Annotated in this window: 12 protein-coding genes and 1 tRNA gene; 4 read left to right on the plus strand and 9 right to left on the minus strand. The window is 31.6% G+C overall.

The window, feature by feature from the left end; translation table 11 throughout:
* Window positions 1–115 precede the first annotated feature (115 nt).
* The 4 genes from AWE51_RS22615 to AWE51_RS22630 all read left to right on the plus strand — a co-directional run bounded on the left by AWE51_RS22615 (window position 116) and on the right by AWE51_RS22630 (window position 1,471).
* Window positions 116–472 carry a hypothetical protein gene (locus AWE51_RS22615; protein WP_066318602.1) on the plus strand — a complete coding sequence of 119 codons (357 nt, stop codon included), beginning with the start codon at window positions 116–118 and terminating at the stop codon, window positions 470–472.
* Between the two features lie 120 nt (window positions 473–592).
* Window positions 593–667 (plus strand) — tRNA-Pro (locus tag AWE51_RS22620).
* Window positions 668–847: 180 nt separating this feature from the next.
* The gene (locus AWE51_RS22625; protein ID WP_066318604.1) at window positions 848–1,108 is read left to right on the plus strand and encodes a hypothetical protein; all 261 of its coding nucleotides are present in this window, start codon (window positions 848–850) and stop codon (window positions 1,106–1,108) included.
* A gap of 156 nt (window positions 1,109–1,264) precedes the next feature.
* On the plus strand, window positions 1,265–1,471 hold the full coding sequence (locus tag AWE51_RS22630; protein WP_066318607.1) for a hypothetical protein: 207 nt from the start codon (window positions 1,265–1,267) through the stop codon (window positions 1,469–1,471).
* Window positions 1,472–2,134: 663 nt separating this feature from the next.
* On the opposite strand, the gene AWE51_RS22635 is transcribed toward AWE51_RS22630, so the two are convergent.
* The 9 genes from AWE51_RS22635 to AWE51_RS22675 form a co-directional block, all read right to left on the minus strand.
* Window positions 2,135–3,703 (minus strand): hypothetical protein, encoded by a 1,569-nt coding sequence (locus tag AWE51_RS22635; RefSeq protein ID WP_066318610.1) that lies wholly within the window; start codon window positions 3,701–3,703, stop codon window positions 2,135–2,137.
* A gap of 189 nt (window positions 3,704–3,892) precedes the next feature.
* The gene (locus tag AWE51_RS22640; protein WP_066318613.1) at window positions 3,893–4,852 is read right to left on the minus strand and encodes a 2-dehydro-3-deoxygalactonokinase; all 960 of its coding nucleotides are present in this window, start codon (window positions 4,850–4,852) and stop codon (window positions 3,893–3,895) included.
* Between the two features lie 407 nt (window positions 4,853–5,259).
* Window positions 5,260–7,158, minus strand: coding sequence for a T9SS type A sorting domain-containing protein (locus AWE51_RS22645; RefSeq protein WP_066318616.1), 1,899 nt, complete (start codon window positions 7,156–7,158; stop codon window positions 5,260–5,262).
* Between the two features lie 891 nt (window positions 7,159–8,049).
* Window positions 8,050–9,942: a T9SS type A sorting domain-containing protein gene (locus tag AWE51_RS22650; protein WP_066318618.1), complete on the minus strand. Its 1,893-nt coding sequence runs from the start codon at window positions 9,940–9,942 to the stop codon at window positions 8,050–8,052.
* A gap of 881 nt (window positions 9,943–10,823) precedes the next feature.
* Window positions 10,824–12,338, minus strand: coding sequence for a sulfatase family protein (locus AWE51_RS22655; protein WP_066318620.1), 1,515 nt, complete (start codon window positions 12,336–12,338; stop codon window positions 10,824–10,826).
* Window positions 12,339–12,360: 22 nt separating this feature from the next.
* Window positions 12,361–14,583 carry a beta-galactosidase gene (locus AWE51_RS22660; RefSeq protein WP_157766200.1) on the minus strand — a complete coding sequence of 741 codons (2,223 nt, stop codon included), beginning with the start codon at window positions 14,581–14,583 and terminating at the stop codon, window positions 12,361–12,363.
* 57 nt (window positions 14,584–14,640) lie between these two features.
* Entirely contained in the window at window positions 14,641–16,089 is a 1,449-nt protein-coding gene (locus AWE51_RS22665; RefSeq protein WP_157766201.1) for a hypothetical protein, read from the minus strand.
* 10 nt (window positions 16,090–16,099) lie between these two features.
* Entirely contained in the window at window positions 16,100–18,004 is a 1,905-nt protein-coding gene (locus AWE51_RS22670) for a CRTAC1 family protein (protein WP_082832569.1), read from the minus strand.
* Between the two features lie 4 nt (window positions 18,005–18,008).
* Window positions 18,009–19,664, minus strand: coding sequence for a sulfatase (locus AWE51_RS22675; RefSeq protein WP_066318629.1), 1,656 nt, complete (start codon window positions 19,662–19,664; stop codon window positions 18,009–18,011).
* Window positions 19,665–19,725: the final 61 nt, after the last annotated feature.

The following is a 19,725-nucleotide window of genomic DNA, read 5'->3' on the forward strand; positions in this document are numbered from 1 at the left end:
GGAAAAATTGACATGAATTAAGGCAAAAACTACATTTTAATAACAGCATTCTTTGCGCATCTTTGTACCCATAAATGATTCAAACTAAAAATTAATCTAAAAATTTAAAGAACCTATGGAAAATACAATCGAAAAAAATCTGAAACACGTTCATGAATTATTATCTAAAGGAGCTTTTATAGAAGCTATGGATACTTATCTTCATGATGATGTAGAATTAGTTGAAGCCAATGATGCTCCAAAAAAAGGAAAAGCATTTAATTTAAAATTCGAGCAAGATTTTATAGATAATCAGTTACAAGATTTTGTACGATATGATGTTAAAAACTACGCCATTAATGGTAATCATTCTTTTTATGATGCTGTGATGGAATTAAAGTTAAAAGATGGAAGCACTATGCTTTCTGAACAAACAGTAGTTACAGAATGGAAAGATGGAAAAATTTATAGAGAACGATACTATCACGCATAGAAACACTTATTTTTAAGTCATAACGGACCTTCGAAAAATATATTCATTTATTATTCTAATTAGTTATGAAAATTAAATGATTTACTTATATTTGCACCCTCAAAAGGAAAACCTACACTTCGGGGTGTAGCGTAGCCCGGTTATCGCGCCGCGTTTGGGACGCGGAGGTCGCAGGTTCGAATCCTGCCACCCCGACTAAATAGGACCGTTTATTATCATATGATATAAACGGTTTTTTGTTTTTATAAGTAAAAGATCAGAAGTTGATAGTTTTTTAATATAATACCAAAGTATACAAATAAAGACATACATAAATTAAAAAGGGCTCACTTTGTCAAGTCAAAAGCTGTAAAAAGCAACTATATCACCTTTTATGTGCGGGATGTACAGAAGAATGATCTAATCAGACAAAGACAATATATTCCGAAGAAATACAAAACAGAAGCTGAACAAAAAGCATCTACAAAAGATGTTATTAAACAAATAAATAGGTTTCTTGCTAATGGATATCATGTTGACAGGAAAAAGGTTTCTAAAAATACTATAGATCAGAAGCGAGAAGTGTCAGAAAGAATATATTCTATTCAGGAAATAGCTAAAGAATTTATTGAAATCAAGAAAGCTAAAACTCTATAAACGAGGACTAGAATTTTATACCAATATTTTAGAGTGTTTTCTTAAACAGTTTGAAAATCAGGGATTGGATAGTGTTTGGATTGGAGATTTAATTTGTTTTGTTTATTATTCTTTTATGCGACTTTTGGAAATTAGACTATTAAAAGTAAGAGAGAGATGGAAAAAAACCTTATTTGGGTAGCCGGTCAAAAAAGTAAAACTAAAAAAAGAGATGTGATCCCAATTGTTCCTGCATTAAAAAAGATTATTTTAGAAATAAACTTGGAAGATTACCATCCTGATGATTTTTTATTTGGAATTAATCAGAAGCCCTATCCTACTAAAATGGCCGAAAATTATATGGTAAGCATTTCAAAAAAATAAAAGACTATTTTGAATTTGCTAATGATTATACTCTATACGGTTTTAAACATACAGCTGTTGTGAACTGGCATCATAAAGAAAAAGATATCCGAAAAATTCAAAAAATATGTAGCCATTGTAGTATGCTCATTACCGCACGTTATTTAAAATCTCTTGGTTTATTGGATAATAAGGATGTAGTTTCTCAGTTACCAGAGATATGATCTCATTATTTTGAAGTTTGAATCCTGCTAAGATCACTTTTAAGACAATTTTTACCGACCCAAGACAATATTCTCTCGGTTTTTTGTTGGACATTGTTACTTTTCTATTTTAGAAGTAAGGGACATCTATCTTGCATTTAATTGTTAGCACCAAGCTGAAAAACCAATAGGAATCTTAAAACAAATATAAAAGAATATTTTATTCGCTTTGACAAATGTCATAATTGCTGGGCTTCTGAATTATGCTATATTGCGGATTTTTCATTTTTAGGATATGGTGCTTTCATTTTTACTTATATATCAATAATTGAAGGTGTTATCTTATTTTATAGATTCACTTCAATCTTAAAAGAAAAAGGATTGATATTTAACAGTTTCAAATACAACTTAAAAGATAGAGCGAAAAACAAAAACTCCAATGATATAAAATCAAAGGAGTTTTTGTTAAAAATCTATAAAATTAGTTTGGAAAACTTGCAATATAATTAGTTATAGTATTGGCATTATTGCCGCAAGCAGGCGTTGTTATATTAAATTTAATATTTTGTGTAAATCCATTAGGAAAACCATTAAATTGTTGCCTCTCTAAAGTTACTCTATAGTTTCCACCTGTATTACCATTAGCTGTATTATCATAACTTAAAGCTACTGAAGGCCCATGATATTCAAATCCATTAAACATATTCAAACTTGTACCTGGGTTTCGTAAACCATTAGCCCAAATATTACAAGGAATAAACTGTAAATGAATTTGTTTAATTTTAGCTCCTCTATCATTCTGAAATTTTGCAGTAATATTTTTTACTTTAGCATTAGTGAAACCACCAGCTTCTAATCCATTTCCTATTTCACCTAATTGGTTTTTAACAAAAGTATTTCTGGGAGCAATACTAGCTGCTGGAGATAATCTAACCGCCCATCTTCTTCCGTTATTACGTTTATAAGCTCTTCCTGACAAAGCAGTTCCATTAATGTTAAACTGACTTTGGATAAACTGTTCAAATCTTCTTTGACCATCATTATTTATCGGAAATGTATCATTTAAATCAAATAATTCTAAAAACCCTTTTTCAACTCTAACAGCAAAAGTAGACCCTGTAGCTTTAACTTTCTCAACGGTAACATTACCATTTTTAACGAAATGAGGAGAAAACATTACTGCCGTTATACCATTCGTATTATTTATGTTGTAAGCAAAAACATCATTAATACCACCTTTTTTAGAACCATTCTTTAATTCACCTTTCATGATTATATCATCCGTTTCCATTCTTAATGTAACACCTCCATCACAATTAAGATTCTTGAATAGTACATTATTGGCATTATAGGTTTGTATTAATCCGTATCCCGTATGAGATCCCGTTTGTTTAATATTTTCTATAACTCCATCAGCAGGACCAGGTCTGTTTTCTGAGGCTCCTCCCACATGAACTAATACAATAGAGTTAACAGAAGATCTTCGATCTTTAATGTTTATATCGGCAATTCTGAAGTTATCAACACGACCAATTTTAACAGCATTTACATTTTTGTTTACAAGATTTGAAGCTGAAATATCTACCATAAATTTTCTCCCATCTTGTCCACTAATACTTACGTTTTTAAGTCGTTTACCACCTCGGGCTGCTCCAATAGAAAAGACCCCGCCACGTGTACCATCAAATTTAATTATAGTCCCTTCTGCAATTTGTAAATGAATATTTGATTTTAATATAACTTCATTCCAGTTGTAGGTTCTTCGAGGAATCTCAATGATAACACCTGGACCATTCGCCTTTGAGTTTTGCTTAATTAATTGATTTAGTTGCGCAGTTGTAGTTCCTGTAAACTGAACTTTTCTAATATTTGAGGCAGGTGGATTATAAAAATTCTGATTTTGAAATTCACTTGGAATTTTTTTTTCAATATCAATGTTGGAATCACTTAAAGTTTTATCCAAGTCTTCTAAATCATTAGAACAGCTCCCCAAAGCTATAACTACTAATAAAAGTAAGAGGTTTTTCAAATTTTTACTTGTTGTTTTCATGACGTTTGTTAGTTTAAGTTTGTGTTAATTTCTTTAATAAAATCACTACAAATTTAAACTTAAGAAGCCCTCTGATATATACAGTATTATTCCATTCATAACATTATTTTACCTATTAAACATTAATTTTATTAAAAAAAATCATAAAAAATTAAGAAAAACTTGTTTCAAACAGTAACATCCTATATCTTATTTTTCAAGAATAACTCTTTCAATCATTTTTTTATGGCCAGTTATTAATGCTTTATCTATAACCTCTTCTTCAAAGCAGAACACTCTATTAGTCGGAATGAAAGAGGTTAATGCCAATAAATACAACTCCCGTAAAACTCCAGATGTTGCCAAGAATATTTTTTCTTGTTTATCCTTTAAGTATGATAATTCAATTCCGATAAGTAAGCCCGATAAATAATAATAATTTCTTTCTGATGAAGTATTGTAAAGTAAATGATTAGCTCTTATTGAAAAAAATGAAGATGAATAATTATTATTTATACCGTTATTTACACCGTCTAAAAATGATTCACTAAACTTAGAATCCCACTCAACTCTTTTTATCGAATTTGATAGAATACTATGCATACTAAAAATTTCAAAAAACTCACCTGTCATATAAGTAGTAAAGTTATTTATTCTTTCTGGATTAAAAGCTAAATGTTTGCTATGTGTTCCTGGTAAAATCAAAACACCCTCTGAAGACTTAGGTAAATATTCTATCAAACCTACAGCTTGAATCTCTTCTCCTCGCATTACATCATTATCAGTTTTCACACCTGAAATCAAAAGAATTTCATGTTGTTTGTCAATAATTTTCCACTGAGATGTTAAATCTTCACAACTAAATGACACAGGTACTTCTGCATAAGGCAATTCTATCATACCAATAGCCGAAGTAATCATACCCGAACCAACAATTAATGTTTCTTCTCCTCTTATTCCTTTAAATAACTTAACATATTTTAATAAATAATCTATAAAAAATTGTTCCTGTGAAATCTCATTTTGATTTTTATATTTTTGGTAGAGTGTATGTACACCAAAATCAGTTTTAAACTCTTCAAGTATTTTTAATTTATGTGAATCGATCAACCTAATTCTAAAATTCGAAGTACCCCAATCACAGCTTACAAATTGTTCTGGTAATATCATTTTTTATATTTATTTTTTTTGTTACTTCATTAATAATTCTTAAAAATCATTTATTAAAGTTGCCATCTTAATTTTTGTTTAGCTTTAATAAAATTTTCAAAGTTTATAATGTCTTTTTATAATACAAGCAAAGAAATACAACAAAAATTCATCATCTTAAACTATAGCTATCTATAGCATACATTATTTTACCTTATTTATGTGGCCCATAAACAAAATCAAGAGATTATTCTTTTAGCCTGATCAGCCCTTTAGTGATTTAAATGGATTATTTATCCTATTTCATTGAATCATAAATTACCCTGAAGAGAAGACTAAGTAAAATATGATATTTATATAAAAAATTAAACTATCGTTATGTATTGAGTTTGTGCTTAAGAGCGAAAAAATATTTTTAAAAACAGAATTTAATCTATAATCAGTTTCTTAGTAATTACTTTCTTTTTATTTTTAATCTTAATAAGGTATAAACCTTTAGCTAAATTCTGAGTATTAAAAGAAATAATTTCTCCTTCACCTGCTTTAGTCTTTACTACCTGCCCATTAGCATTAACAATTGAAATAGTTGATCCTTTCTTAGAAGTTATGTTAACTACATTAATTGATGGATTAGGATAAACCTGAACTTTATCTGATGATATAGATTCTTTACCTTGTCTAGCGGCACAAGATCCGATTTCTTTCCATTGGTTACGAGAACACTGTGAGGTTCCTCCTGGTTTACACTTACCTGTACTATTGTTTTTTAATTCATATAACTTACCATTAAATTGAACTTTATCTCCTTTAGTGTATGTATTTGACTTTCTCCAAACTGGCACATTTTCACAACTAGAATCACCATCACCACCCCCATCACCGTCACCGTCGGTTGGCGCTAAACCAGCAGATCCTGGAGGTGCAGGAATATTAGCATTTCTTGTTTGTCTTGGATTTTCATTAACTGTTACTGTAATGTCATCAAAAAAGTTTCCATCATCAGTTATAACTCTAAACGTTGCGGAGCCCTTTTTCAAAGCTGTCACTATTCCTGTTTTTGAGTCTATTCTTGCTACATCCATCCCTGAAACGCTATAGAATGTAAAGTTTTTGTTTGTAGCTTCCTTAGGTGCTATTACAGGTGTAATAATAGTGTTTCCTCCTACTCGTAATGGCACTTCAGACTTCTTTAAAACAACATTATTTACATCAATTTTTGGTGAAGTATCACTTATTGGCTCGAACACTTTTACATATAAAACTTGCATAGTTTGGGGAAAGAAATCTTTTGCATTTTCTAACTCTCTTGGTGATGGCATCACAAATCTATTGCTACAAAATTGGTTGAAAGGAGCCCTAATACCTAAAGAAAGTGTAATTCTCATTGGATTAGATTCATCGGCTTCTTTTTGCCATAATACGTTTGGTTTTCTTCCTATCTCTTTACCATTTACATACCACACAATTTCCTGAGCAGTGACTAGACACCCAAAAATATTAATATCTCGAGGTTCAAACTCGTCAGTAATATTTCTTTCTGCAGCAGTGTTTTGTTTTGGTCTCCACCATCTTCTTCCGGCAGTACTGTTAATGGGCCCTACAGAAAGTCCTCCATTTTGATCTACCGCAGGAATAAAAGCTCCTACAGGAGAGTTAAGTGAAGAGTCAAATCTTTGTCTACTCGAAGCAGATGTAATTGCATGTAAATTATGATCCATTACTTTACGCGTAGATTGACTCGTTCCTTCTTGTGTGAGTTCGACAACATCAATTTCTTGATATCGAACCTTACCAACTGTAGAATTTGATTTTATCGAATTATATAACCAAAAAGACGGTGAAACACCGGGAAAACCTGCACTTCCTTTTATAGCAGCTTCATAATAACCATAAACAAAACCTGGAGACGTACTTCTTAACATTCCCGATGAAAATCTAACAGGTACCATTGTAGACGATGGATTACCATTAACGCATCCATCTGGAACTCTTTTTTCAGGAAAACCAGATTCATTATACCTAGCTGTAATATACAGAGAACCTTCTCGTTGCTCAATATTTTGCTTGTTTCTCCAAACCCAACTCTGAACATTTTCTGGAGTCTTTGTCCATATCCTAGTATTATATTTAAAGTCTGGGTCCGGAAAATTGTCATTCTTAAAAAGGTCAGATCTATCCCAACGTATTTTCCAAGATATACCTGGTTTATCGGCTTCTCCATAGGGACGAGTTCTTTCTTCGAAAGATTTTTCGTCAAATGATTGACCTATAGAATTGAATGTTGTAAACAAAATTACAACGAGTGTAAAAAAAAATTTCTTTTTCATTTTGATAGTTTTTGATTATAACGATAGTCTAATCATACTGTTAAAAAAAGCCACAATAATACTTGACTTTAATTAACAAAATATTGATAATTAGTTTTTTGAATAAAAACGCTTATGCTTCTAGAAATTATCTTCTAAAAACACTAAATGCTGTAAAATCCTGATTAATTAGTTTCTAAAATACTAATGAAGTGAGGGGAATGGTAAGCGAAAGGCTTAAAGTGTATTTTAAAAAAATTTACATTAAATATTTAGCTTTTTTATTTTGAGGTTTCGAACAAAATTACGTTTTCCTTAATGCTGCATAGGTGAATATTTTAAAGGAAAAAATAAAAATCTTTAATTTAGTGTGTCATGTTTGTGTTTATTTTAAATAATCATTCAAAAATATCTTTATTAAAAACATTTTACATACACCAAATTACCTGAAAATCAGTCTATTTTATCTTCTTTTAGTTATAGAGTATCTATTAATTCAAATTAAAGCTTGAGAACATATTTTTATATAATCAATTCTTGAGTTCACAAAGATTAATTATATCCTGTTACTTTTCATTGGGTTTTAAATTTAATCAACTCTAATTTAAGTAAATACTACGCTTTAATCAAACAATCATAAATAGACAGCCTTTGGGGTAAGAAATCCAATAAAACCAAAAACAAGAATACTTTCTATAATTTTTAAATTTATTAAATAATCGCAATAATTCCATATTTGAAACAAACGTTAGCAATCCGAAAAACCCGCTGTATTCATAATCGATGAATTCTAATTCCGATTAAGGTAAATATCCTCGTAATTTTAAAATTACGAGGATATTTATGAGATTTATTAAACTATCATAACAATTATTTTGAGTGTAAAAACTAAAAAGCTTTTATTAATTCTTGTTAATTTATGATAAGTTTCTTAGTTACTGTTTTGTTATTCTTTTTAACTCTAACAAGATATAAACCTTTTGGCAAATCCTGTGTATCAAAAGAAGTGATATTTCCCTTGATTGTTTTTGTTCTTACCACTTTTCCTTTAGGGTTGATAATTGAAACTGTCGCTCCTTTTTTAGAAGTTATATTAACAGTATTCACAGTTGGATTAGGATACACCTCTATTTTATTATCAATAGATGATAAAGATTCTGACTTATCATTATCACATGACCCAATTTCTTTCCATTGTTTTCTTGAACACTCAGAATCTCCACCTGGTTTACACTTACCATTACTAAACATTAGCTCATATAATTTTTCATCTAGTTGAACCTTATCTCCAATAATATAAATATTAGATTTTAACCAAATAGCTGCATTTTCGCAATTAGAACCATCTGTACCATCGCCATCACTACCAGCATCAGTTGGTACTAAACCAGCAGATCCAGGTGGGATCGGAATATTAGTATTGCTAGTTTGCCCAGGGTTTTCTGCAACGGTTACTGTAATATCATCAAAGAAGTTTCCGTCCTCTGTAATAACTCTAAAAGTTGCAGAACCTTTTTTCAAAGCAGTGACTACACCTGTCTTAGAATCTACTCTAGCTACATCCATACCTGAAACACTATAAAACGTAAAATTTTTGTTTGTTGCTTCTTTAGGGGCGATTACTGGAGTAAGTATTGTATTTCCTCCTACACGTAATGGCACTTCAGACTGCTCTATAACCACATTATCCACAGCTACTTTTGTTGTGGCTTCACTTGTTGGTTCGAATACCTTTACATATAAAACCTGCATAGTTTGTGGAAAGAAATCTTTAGCTCTATTTAATACACTTGGATCTGGCAGTACAAATCTATTACTACAGAATTGAGTATAAGGAGCTCTAATTCCTAACGAAAAAGTAATTCTCATAGGGTTTGATGGGTCATTTTGCCATAAAACATTTGGCTTTCTTCCTATTTCTTTACCGTTTACATACCAAACAATTTCTTGCTCAGTAACTAAACAACCAAAAATATTAATATCGCGTGGCTCAAACTCGTGTGTTTCATTCCTCTGCGCTGCAGTATTTTGCTTAGGTCTCCACCATCTTCTTCCCCCTACAGAAGCGATAGGTCCTACAGTAAGATCTCCATTAGAACCTACTCTAGGCTTATAAGCTCCGACAGGCACATTAATTGATGGGTCAAATTGTTGTACTGTTGAAGCACTAGTAATCGCATGTAAATTATGATCCATTATTTTTCTTGTTGCCGGACTTGTACCTTCTTGAGTAATTTCTACGATGTCAATTTCTGAATACCTCACCTTACCAACTGTAGAATTTGATTTTATAGTATTATACAACCAGAATGCTGGTGAAACTCCAGGGAAACCTGCACTACCTTTTACAGCTGCTTCATAATAACCGTAAACAAAATCAGGCGTAGTCCCCCTCAACATTCCTGTTGAAAATCTAACAGGCGCAGTATTAGGATCAGGAGATCCATTTATACAGCCTTTTGAAACTCTTTTTTCTGGAAAACCAGATTCTTTATACCTAGCTGTGATAAATAAAGATCCGTTTCGCTGTTCGATATTTTGTTTGTTTCTCCAAACCCAAGTCTGAACATCTTCAGGGGTTTTTGCCCATTTTCTCGTATCATATTTAAAATCAGGATCCGGAAAATTATCATTTTTAAAAAGATCAGATCTATCCCAACGTATTTTCCATGAGATATCTGGATTATCTGCTTCTCCATATGGACGGGTTCTTTCTTCAAAGGTTTTCTCATCGAATCCTTGACCAATAGAATTGAATGTTACAAATAAAATTGCAACAAGTATAAAAAAATTATTTTTTTTCATTTTAAATAGTTAATAGGTTTTAAGATTTATGATAGTTTAATAGTTTGGTTATAAATAAATATGACGTAGTCTGTCCTTATAAAGAACAAAAGGTTATTCCCCATCTATTAGGAAATTAAGTCTGTTTCTAAAGTTTAAATTTCTAAAAACGCTAAACCATCCAAAACAATTAATAATAGATATAGACGATCAATCTTTTGGAAACGTTAAATAAATAGTACATGGAAACTAACATATTAAAGACCTTATATTAAGAATCTTAAGTTTTGTTAATTAAGAAATTTTGAGCAAAACAACTTGGTGTCTGAGACTTCTCGAGGCTAAAATATTAAGTAGGAAAAAGATAAGAGTCATTGTTTAGTTTGTACAAGTATAGTAGAGTGATACAAAACTACTTTTATTAAAAACATTCGGCATACATTAAATTACCAAAACACTGAATTATCTTATCATCTTTATTCGTAGAAGAACAATTAATCTACAGTAAAATTAAACAGCTAAATATAGTCTTACCTAAGTTTATATTTTACATCCCTTACAGAAAAAAATAGAGATTCCTAATCCAATTATTATGTATAAAAAACCTAAGCCAATTTCTTTTGGATCATTTATTGATGGCACAGAATAATGTTTAAATTTTATAATACCTGCTATAAGAAATAAATATAAGCAAGTAATCCATAAAATCGGGATAAATGATGTACTTCTAAACTAAGTAAGTGTTTAAATTTTTAAGTATCATTAAACCAATATTTATAATTTAAAAAAAAGACTTCATATTTCTATGAAGTCTTTAACAAACAACAAATATTTAGTATCATCAAAAAATTATCATGTTATACAGGAATTCATGAGTATTTATTGATCCAATTAAAACTCTATTAATCAATACTAAATGTCTTTTCAAAATGTGGCATTTTATCTTTGGTCCACTCTTCTCCCGTTTTTTTGTTATGCCACCATTTTGGTTGAATATGTGTTTTACTCCAAGCCTCTGCTTCTAAAATTAGTTTTTTAAGAATTTTTGGATGATTAGCACTAATATCATTAGATTCTTCAATATCCTCTTCGATATTAAATAGCTCCCACTTTTGATCATTTGCTTTTACAGCTTTCCACTTTCCACTGCGTACACCGACATCACTAAAACCAGTTCTATGTCTCATAGTAAAGATATAATCACCTTGCTTTACTTCTTTGTTCATCAAAAAACCATCCCATATATTTTTTCCGGTCAATACCTTATCAGCAGGGATTTTACTATTAGCATTGGCTAAAGCCGTAAGAGTAGGATATAAATCTAAGGCCGATACTGGATAATTATAAATCATCCCAGAAGCTACTTTTCCTGGCCAATGAAAGAACATAGGAATTCTGAAACCTCCTTCATACACGCTTCCTTTCCCTTCTTTAAGCGGAAAGTTGTTTGCTCCTTTACTTAACTTTCCTCCATTATCACTAAAGAAAATAATAAGTGTATTCTCATATTCGCCTGTTGTTTTTAAAGCTTCAACCATTTTACCAACCCCACGATCTACTGCATGAACCATTGCAGCATATGTACGACGATTTTTATCTTCTATGTTCGAAAACATCTCTAAATCTTCTTTTTTTGCCTCTAAAGGTGTATGAGGGGCATTGTATGACATAAATAAAAAGAAAGGGGCGTCTTTCTTAGAATATTCTTGTATAAATCGAACACCTTGATTTGATAAAACATCTGTCAAATACTCATTGTCATCTACAACTTCTTTACCATTATGTTCTAACGGACTCAAATAATCCCATATTACTTTCGTACCCTTTGCTTTTGCTACTGCATACTTAGCTTTATAATCTGCTGGATGATAATTGTGTCCACCTCCCAGAAAACCGTAGAAATCATCAAAACCTCTATTATTCGGATGGTATTTATCGACAGCCCCAAGATGCCATTTACCAACCAATCCAGTGCTGTATCCAGATTCTTGTAAAACTTTACTCATAAAAGTCTCACCGACGTCAATTCCTTTACTTATTGTTTCGCTATTTGGAGGTAAGTTAAACTGAGCACCGATTGTATGTGCATAACGACCTGTCATTATACCTGCACGACTTGGTCCGCAAAATGGGTGAGGAACATATGCTGATGTTAACTTTGTTCCTGTTAAAGCCAATGCATCCAAAGCTGGTGTTTTTATATCCTTTGAACCATTGAAACCAACATCTGCATATCCTAAATCATCACATAAAACCAATAAAATATTTGGTCGCTTTGGTGTTTCTATCACTTTAGCTACTAACTGTTTTGTTTCCTTTTTAGTATCATCTGCGCCTTCTTTTTTGGTATCATTACAAGAACTTACTATAAGGGCAATAACACTATATAATGCCACTATTTTTTTTGAATAATTCATCATTTAAATTTAAGTAAAGTCATTAGTTTTTCAATTCCTCAATGAATAGAACGCCATAAGGTTCTATTGTTGGTTTCTCGGAAATTTGAATCCCCTTAATTTTGTCTTTAAAGTTGATTTGACTTTTATTTTTTCTATTTTTTATAGTCAATTGTATACGTTCTTTTCCCACATTAATTATAGATAAAATTGCGTTGCCTTCTTTATTTTTAATTAATCTCCAAATACATTTTTTAGCATCATTTCTATTATTCTCAATAATTTCTAATGAAGGTAAATTAGCATTCCTTTCTAAAATTGTAAATGCTTTCATTTTCATTTCTTCCAAAGAATGTACAGCAATCAATTTACCGTTACTTTCGTTTAAGTTAGAAATTGGTTCATTGTATTCATTTCCCTTAAGACTAAATTCATCTATTAGAATTGTTCCACCATTGTTTAAATATGTTTGAAGTGCTTCTAATTCATAAGAAGTAACTTGTTCTGTTTTATGAACTAGGATAACATCCCACTCAGAATTATTAATCCTTCTAATAATCTTTTCGGTGGCAAAACCTAAAGATAATCCTTCAAAATTTAGATTTTCATACAATTCAAAAATCTCATCCATATAAGTCGATTTTTGAGTTGCATTTGTTTTGGAATAAAAAATACGAATTGGTTTACGTTGATTTTGAATTGCTGTAATATCTTCAGAAAAACGATTCAAATCTAAAAGTGTATTTTCCAATTCGAAAATCACTCGTGGTTGCTGGTTGTTTGACCCTGGATAACCTTTTCCTGTTCCCTTCCTTAATGAACCATCTACTTTTCTTGGCCAATACCAAGTTTGTGTGACATTTAATCCCAAAGTATGTGCTGCCCAATATGCTGATCTTGCATAATTAGGGTTCATATACAAATCGCGAACATGAGCACCACTTAACAAATGACTTTCAGAATTAAAATTAATCTGTTTGGGTTGTACAGATTTTAAAAAATCGTAACCCATATATAATTCTCTCCAGCCCCAAGCATAATCCACTTCCCAATCCCTAATCTCTTTCTTTTTATTATTGTAATGCGAAGCAATATCATTACCATTAATTTCGCTAAGTTGCGTTAACGTTTCAAAATCAATACCGGAATCTGGATCATTATCTGTAAATATTGAAGGCATAATTTTTAAATGAATCTTAGCGTTTAGATCATATTTACGAATTTCTGCTTTCATAAACACAAACCAATCAGTAACTCGTTCATCATTAAAAGTCGTCCAATCGTACCATTTTGCCGTTCCTCTTTCTGATAAATCTATCGGAAGAGCAGAGGATACAGCTTCAAAATTCTTAAAACTAGTGTCCCAAAGTGTATTTAGCCTTTCAATTGTTTTATGTCTTTTCTGAAGCCATTTTTTAAATTTTTGAATCGTATAGTTTGAAACATCCGCTCTAAAATATACTTTCTTTTTACCATCTGTATAGTTAGACCAACGTGGTTCGTTAGCGAGCATATAACCAAATTGGGTATATTTTGTTCCAGCTAATTTTGGCACAATTATCTTAAATAAATTAGATAACATTATTCTAGCTCCAGGATTATCAATATCATACGATGTAAAAGGAAAACCATGAAATTTAGTAAAATCATCTCCATAAGATTTTGTTGTCCATTTTGGAGGATTATGTCCAATAAACACAAAACCAGCATTATCTGATAAATTGTTTAAAAATTTATCTTTAACGTTTGAGTCCAGTGTATTTATTCCATTTTTTAATTGCACTGGATTTATATAGAAATTATTTAAATCTCCAAAATAAGTATTTAGCCTTTTTGACCTTGGTTTCCATGTGTAATCAGATAGAAATACAGGTTTAACACCATTTAACAAACGATTATCTGATAATTTCAGCTTCGACCAATCAGGTCTTATATAAGGTGCTCTCTTATATTCTCCACTTATCAATTTTGAAGCATACTTAATAGTTTCATCAAGTAGGAGCATAACATCTTTCCGTTCAAATTCTGCTAAATCTTTAGCCATCTGTTCTGCATCTTTTTTATAAAAATGCTCAATCTTATTGATTCTGGTGTTTTCCTCAACATTTTTTTCATCCCAATTAGCAAACTCTAAAAATGTTTCTGCAGTTGCAATTGCTAATTTTTCTTTAAATGCTGTAATATTCTGCTTCTCTAAATCTTTAATGAGTTTTTTAAGCGTCTTAATCTTTTCTTTAGCTATAACCTCATTAGATTGTGCTTGCATGTTTATGCAAGACAAGCTTAAAAAAAGTAATATCAAATATGAAAGTTTTCTTGTCATTTATTGAAAATATAATACATCTAAAAGAGTTTCTTTTTTATCTGTGTCAATTATCACAATTTGCATAGTATCAAAATACTTAGGCTTGACCAAAGAAATATTTACTTTAAAAACTTCAAGAGGATTAACTAATCCTATATCTTTAGATATTAATACTTTATCTCCTGATTTGAATTGTAGCACAGCCGTACCTTCATTAAAAACACCGTATTTACCGGTAATTCTATTTGAATTTTTAATAACAGTCAGTTTTTTAGTTGTTACACCTGCTAGGTTAACGGCAAGAACTGGTGCATTTTCTATTTGTGCAGCACCATGAATTTCTCTATAATTAAAACTTTCGTCTGGATTTAATTTATAAAGTGGTGTTTGCACCTCTGTCTCAATATATCCTTCTGATAAGCCACTACAAAAAATAGCATTATTCAAACCTTGATCATATTCCAAATCAGAGTTATAAGGCTCCAAAATTTTCGCAAAAGCAGTATTTGTTTTCTTATTAACGTAACATAACCAAGATTCTGAAGCAATCATATGTATACCTGCCATTTGGTTGTAATCATACGCTATCTCATAAATTCCTGGTGCTACTTCTCCATTCCAATTTGTCCCATGATTGTAATATTTCTCTACATGTTCTGGATTCTCTTTATCCAATTTAAAACGATTACGATTTACATATCGCCAACGTTGTTCTGCATTTGTTGTTATTTCAAATTGTTCTCCATTTGGTAACTTCAGTTCTTTACTAAAAGGCACATATGCCACATAATTTTCACCATCATGCATACCTAACTCAGTTTCTGAAATATGCTGACTCGATATTTTTAAACCACGCTTTACAGGAGCGTCCCCCACATTTTTGAGCGTATGATCTATGTATACTAAGCTGCTATTAGGCTTAATATAAAGTATTCTAGAGTATTGTAACTCCTCTTCTATTTTATCTGGGTATACGAAACCTGTATCTCTAAAAAACTTAGGTACTGGTAGTTTCTGTTTTCCTGAAGTAGCTTCAATGGTCTGAAATCCTAAATTGTTTTTACCCACTTTAACATCATATGTAGCTGCTCCAATAATTACTGGTGGTGGCCAACGCTTTCCTTTATTACCTTCTTTATCTACAGAACAGTTTTCATAAGGTAATGGTACTAATCTATACCCTCCAAAGTTTCTCCATTCATTCTGCTTTATTTCATCGGTTGCTGGAAATGTTTTTCCCAACATTTTGGAGTTTAACCATAATGATGGTACTTCACCTAAATTATATTCTAAAATTCGCCCTCCAGCTTCTGGCACAACTGCTAAACTAATGTACTTATTTTTTGCAACATGTACATTTTGCCAGTTCCAGTTTTTGTAGTTTTCTTCAACTGAAACTGTTTTTTGTTGTGCAGAACAATTTAAATTTAACAGTAATAGTATTGCTGCTGTTATATTCAACTTCAAAATATTGATTTTAATCATTTAGTTTTGCTTTTCCTACTGAATATATTTTATTCAAGTCTTTTATATCAAGAGTAATTGTTTCTCCGTTAGTCCAAGTTATTTTGGTATTTTCAATAGTTTTGCATTCTCCCAAACCTACGTGTAAATAGGTATTTAAACTATGGGAATACGACGACGATGTTTGGCCAACAACACGCTTGTAAGTATTTCCGCATGCATTAAAAGTAAGTATTGCTCCCATTGCTGTGGCCTTACCAGTTGGCGAATACCCAACATTAACTTCGACATAATTATTGGAATTAGGTGTGCTATTATTTGTAAACAAATGCCATTTTCCCCGTTCATTGGAGTAAATGATGTCTAAATCACCATCTTTATCATAATCAAAAGCGTCGGCTCCCATTCCTGTTGCTCCTAATTCTTTAGTAACAATTCTGTGTGATTCTGACCTAATAAATGTTTTACCTTCTTGATTTAAATATAAAATCTGTTTCGTTTCACTTGCTGAATTCCCAAAACGAACCACAAAAATATCTGCCCATCCATCGTTATTAAAATCCCCCATTGCTGAGCTACTGGTTTGTTCCTTAATATGTATACCTAAATCATTGGTAACATCAAAAAATTTGCCATCACGATTCTCGAGTAATTTGGCAGGCATGCTTTTAAGTTCTATGATTTCTGGTTTTTCAATTACATTATGAATTACTGCCGTTGTGGGTGAGTCGGTATGTCCAGCAACACGCCAAATACCGTCACCCAAATAACCAATATATAATCCTTTTTTAAAGAAATCCCTTGGAAACCCTTCATTTTCCAATGATTTTAACGTTAAATCATGATGACCATGTTTGTCTTCTGTGCGCTGCCATTCGCTTTTATTTTTTCCGATGTAGACATCAAAATTTGGAAACGCCATTTGAAGGTTTTCAATTTTTAAATCGCCCTTTACTTTAAGTTTAAAATCGAAAGGTTTTCGTCTTGCAAAAAAATAGAATCTTTGGTTTGCTTCGTCATAGTCAATTTCTGAAGGGAAAGGTAACTTTGAACGTGTTAAAAACAAATCGAAATCACCATCGTTATCAAAATCTATTTCGGAAATACTATTAGTATTATTAATTTTTGTAACCCCAGCAAAAACAGTGTCAGTGACATCTTTGTAAGTTCCATTTGTCTGGGCTTGAACTACCACTAATCTTTTCCCACCATGAAAAATAACATCCATTAAGCCATCATTATTAAAATCGGTTAGTGATGTACGCATACTTATACGATCAGCATGTGGTAAATAGTTAATGAACTTAAAGTTTTTTTGTTCATCTCGTCTGTACAATCTATTACCTTTATCTAAGTTTTTAACTGTTGGAAATGCGGAGGTCAATAAATCTAACGAGCCATTTTGATCTATATCTATAAGTTTTACTGCTCGGCCACGACTACTTTCAAAGTGTTTAAAATCGTCTCCACCATGAATAATTCGGTCTTTGTTAACCTGAAAATAATTTAGTTTTCGTGGGTTTTTACCATCTCCACCGCCAGGTTGAACTAAAATATCTATACGACCATCCATATCGTAATCGCCAACGGCTATGCCATGTGTATCACCAAAAATAAAAGGATCTCCTTTTTTAAATACTCCTTTATTATTCCAATATAATTCGACACGTCTTGCATGTTCAGTTAATAATAAATCTAAAAAACCATCTTGATCTAAATCTGCAATAACAGCATTATCAAATTTTCTGCGGTTTCGTTTTTCTAATGTGATTACATTTTCATATTCTGAAAACATCTCATTATTCATAGAGTTCTTTTGGCTATTATTAGATTGTGCGGCGCAACTTAAAGTAGCAATAAGGCAAATAAAAGTATTTTTTTTTAATAATAGATGACGATGTGTATGGGTACTGTTCATTGATTTATCTTGCTATATTCCCTTCCCAACCTTTATCAAATTGACTCATAAGTTTTTTTACAATTTCAGGATTATCTTGGGCAATATTTACAGTTTCTTTAGGATCTGATTTATGATCAAATAACTCTACAAAAACAGGAGCTTTATCTTTATTTTTATAATCTTTCCATACAATAAATCGATATCTATTCGTTCGCATTGCATACCCCATAAGGTTATTTTCAAACAAATTTCTATCCCATTTTTCACCTTGTTGCTCTATTATTTTTCCTTCTACCTCTTCTATCAAAGGTCCAAAATAAGTTTCACGCATACCTTTTGACAAAGGATTTGCTGCCCATTCTCTCAATGCAGGTGTTGGAAACTGACTAAACGCAGCCTCTTTCCATTTTCGATTAGGATTCTCAAGTAGTGGCACAAAACTTTGCCCCTCTAGATGAGATGGCTTTTCTAATCCTGCAAGTTCAACCAATGTTGGATACATATCTACTAATTCTACCAAAGCATCTGTAGTTTTACCTTTACTCTGCTCTGACATATCTGGTGTCCAAATCATTAATGGCACTCTTGTTCCAATTTCATAATTTGTTGCTTTACCCCAAATTCCCATATCACCTAAATGCCAACCATGATCGCTCCAGATAATGATAATGGTATTATCCCTTACTCCAGTGTCTTCAAGACCTTTAATCATTTTTCCTATTTGTGCATCAACATAAGATACACAAGCTAGATAAGCATGTTTTAACGTTTTTGCCATCTCGTCATCAATATCTCCTTTCTTTGGAATCCCATATCTCGCGCGCAACTCAAACGATGGGTGTAACCCCATAGTTGCGCCATTCTCTGGCATATTCTTATGTTTGGCTAATTTAATATCTTTCGGATCATATAAATCCCAATACTTTTTTGGCGCTAACCAATCTAAATGCGGTTTTTTCATTCCCATACCCAAAAAAAATGGCTTAGTAGGATTTTTTTCTAACATATCTTTCAAAGTCACTATAGCCAATTCTGCATTATAACCGTCTTCATAAAAAGTATCTAGCACATCTGCACTTTCATATGCTGGTCCTTTACCCAAGCCATTTCTTGGAGCATTTGGACCATATTTTGCAATCATATCAGCTCTGTTCTTTTTGAACATTTCTTGACTTTCTTGATTGGCAAACCCTCCTGGTGTTGTACTTTTTTCTACAGTCATTTTATGAACTGCCGGTGTTCTACTCCAAGAAAGTTCCAAATCTGCGAAAGCTGGTTTATGATAAATCTTTCCTGTATGCACAGTTTCATATCCATTATTTTTAAAATGTTGCGGAAGGGTTATAATATCTGGATTAGCTTCCCTAAAATATGTGAAATTTTCAACGACATTTATAGTTTCTGGACGAGCACCAGTCATTAAACTTGCTCTAGATGGACTACAAATAGCTTCTTGGCAGTAAGCACGATTAAACAACAAACCTTCACTGGCTAACTTATCTAAATTTGGAGTTATTGCAATATCCGACCCATAAGCACCAATTTCTGGTCGTAAATCATCGATAGCAATAAATAAAACATTAAGTTGCTTTTTAGGTAATTCTTCTTTGCTTGTCTCTTTAGTTTTACAACTTAAAACAAGTCCTAAAAAGCCAATAAGAATAAGGCGTAATCGCATGCTAAATTTATTTTTTATTTGGTTTCACAATTTCAATAAAATCAAACATATTTAAACGATT

It is taken from the genome of Aquimarina aggregata (assembly GCF_001632745.1).
In the GTDB taxonomy this organism is placed as follows: Bacteria; Bacteroidota; Bacteroidia; order Flavobacteriales; family Flavobacteriaceae; genus Aquimarina; species Aquimarina aggregata.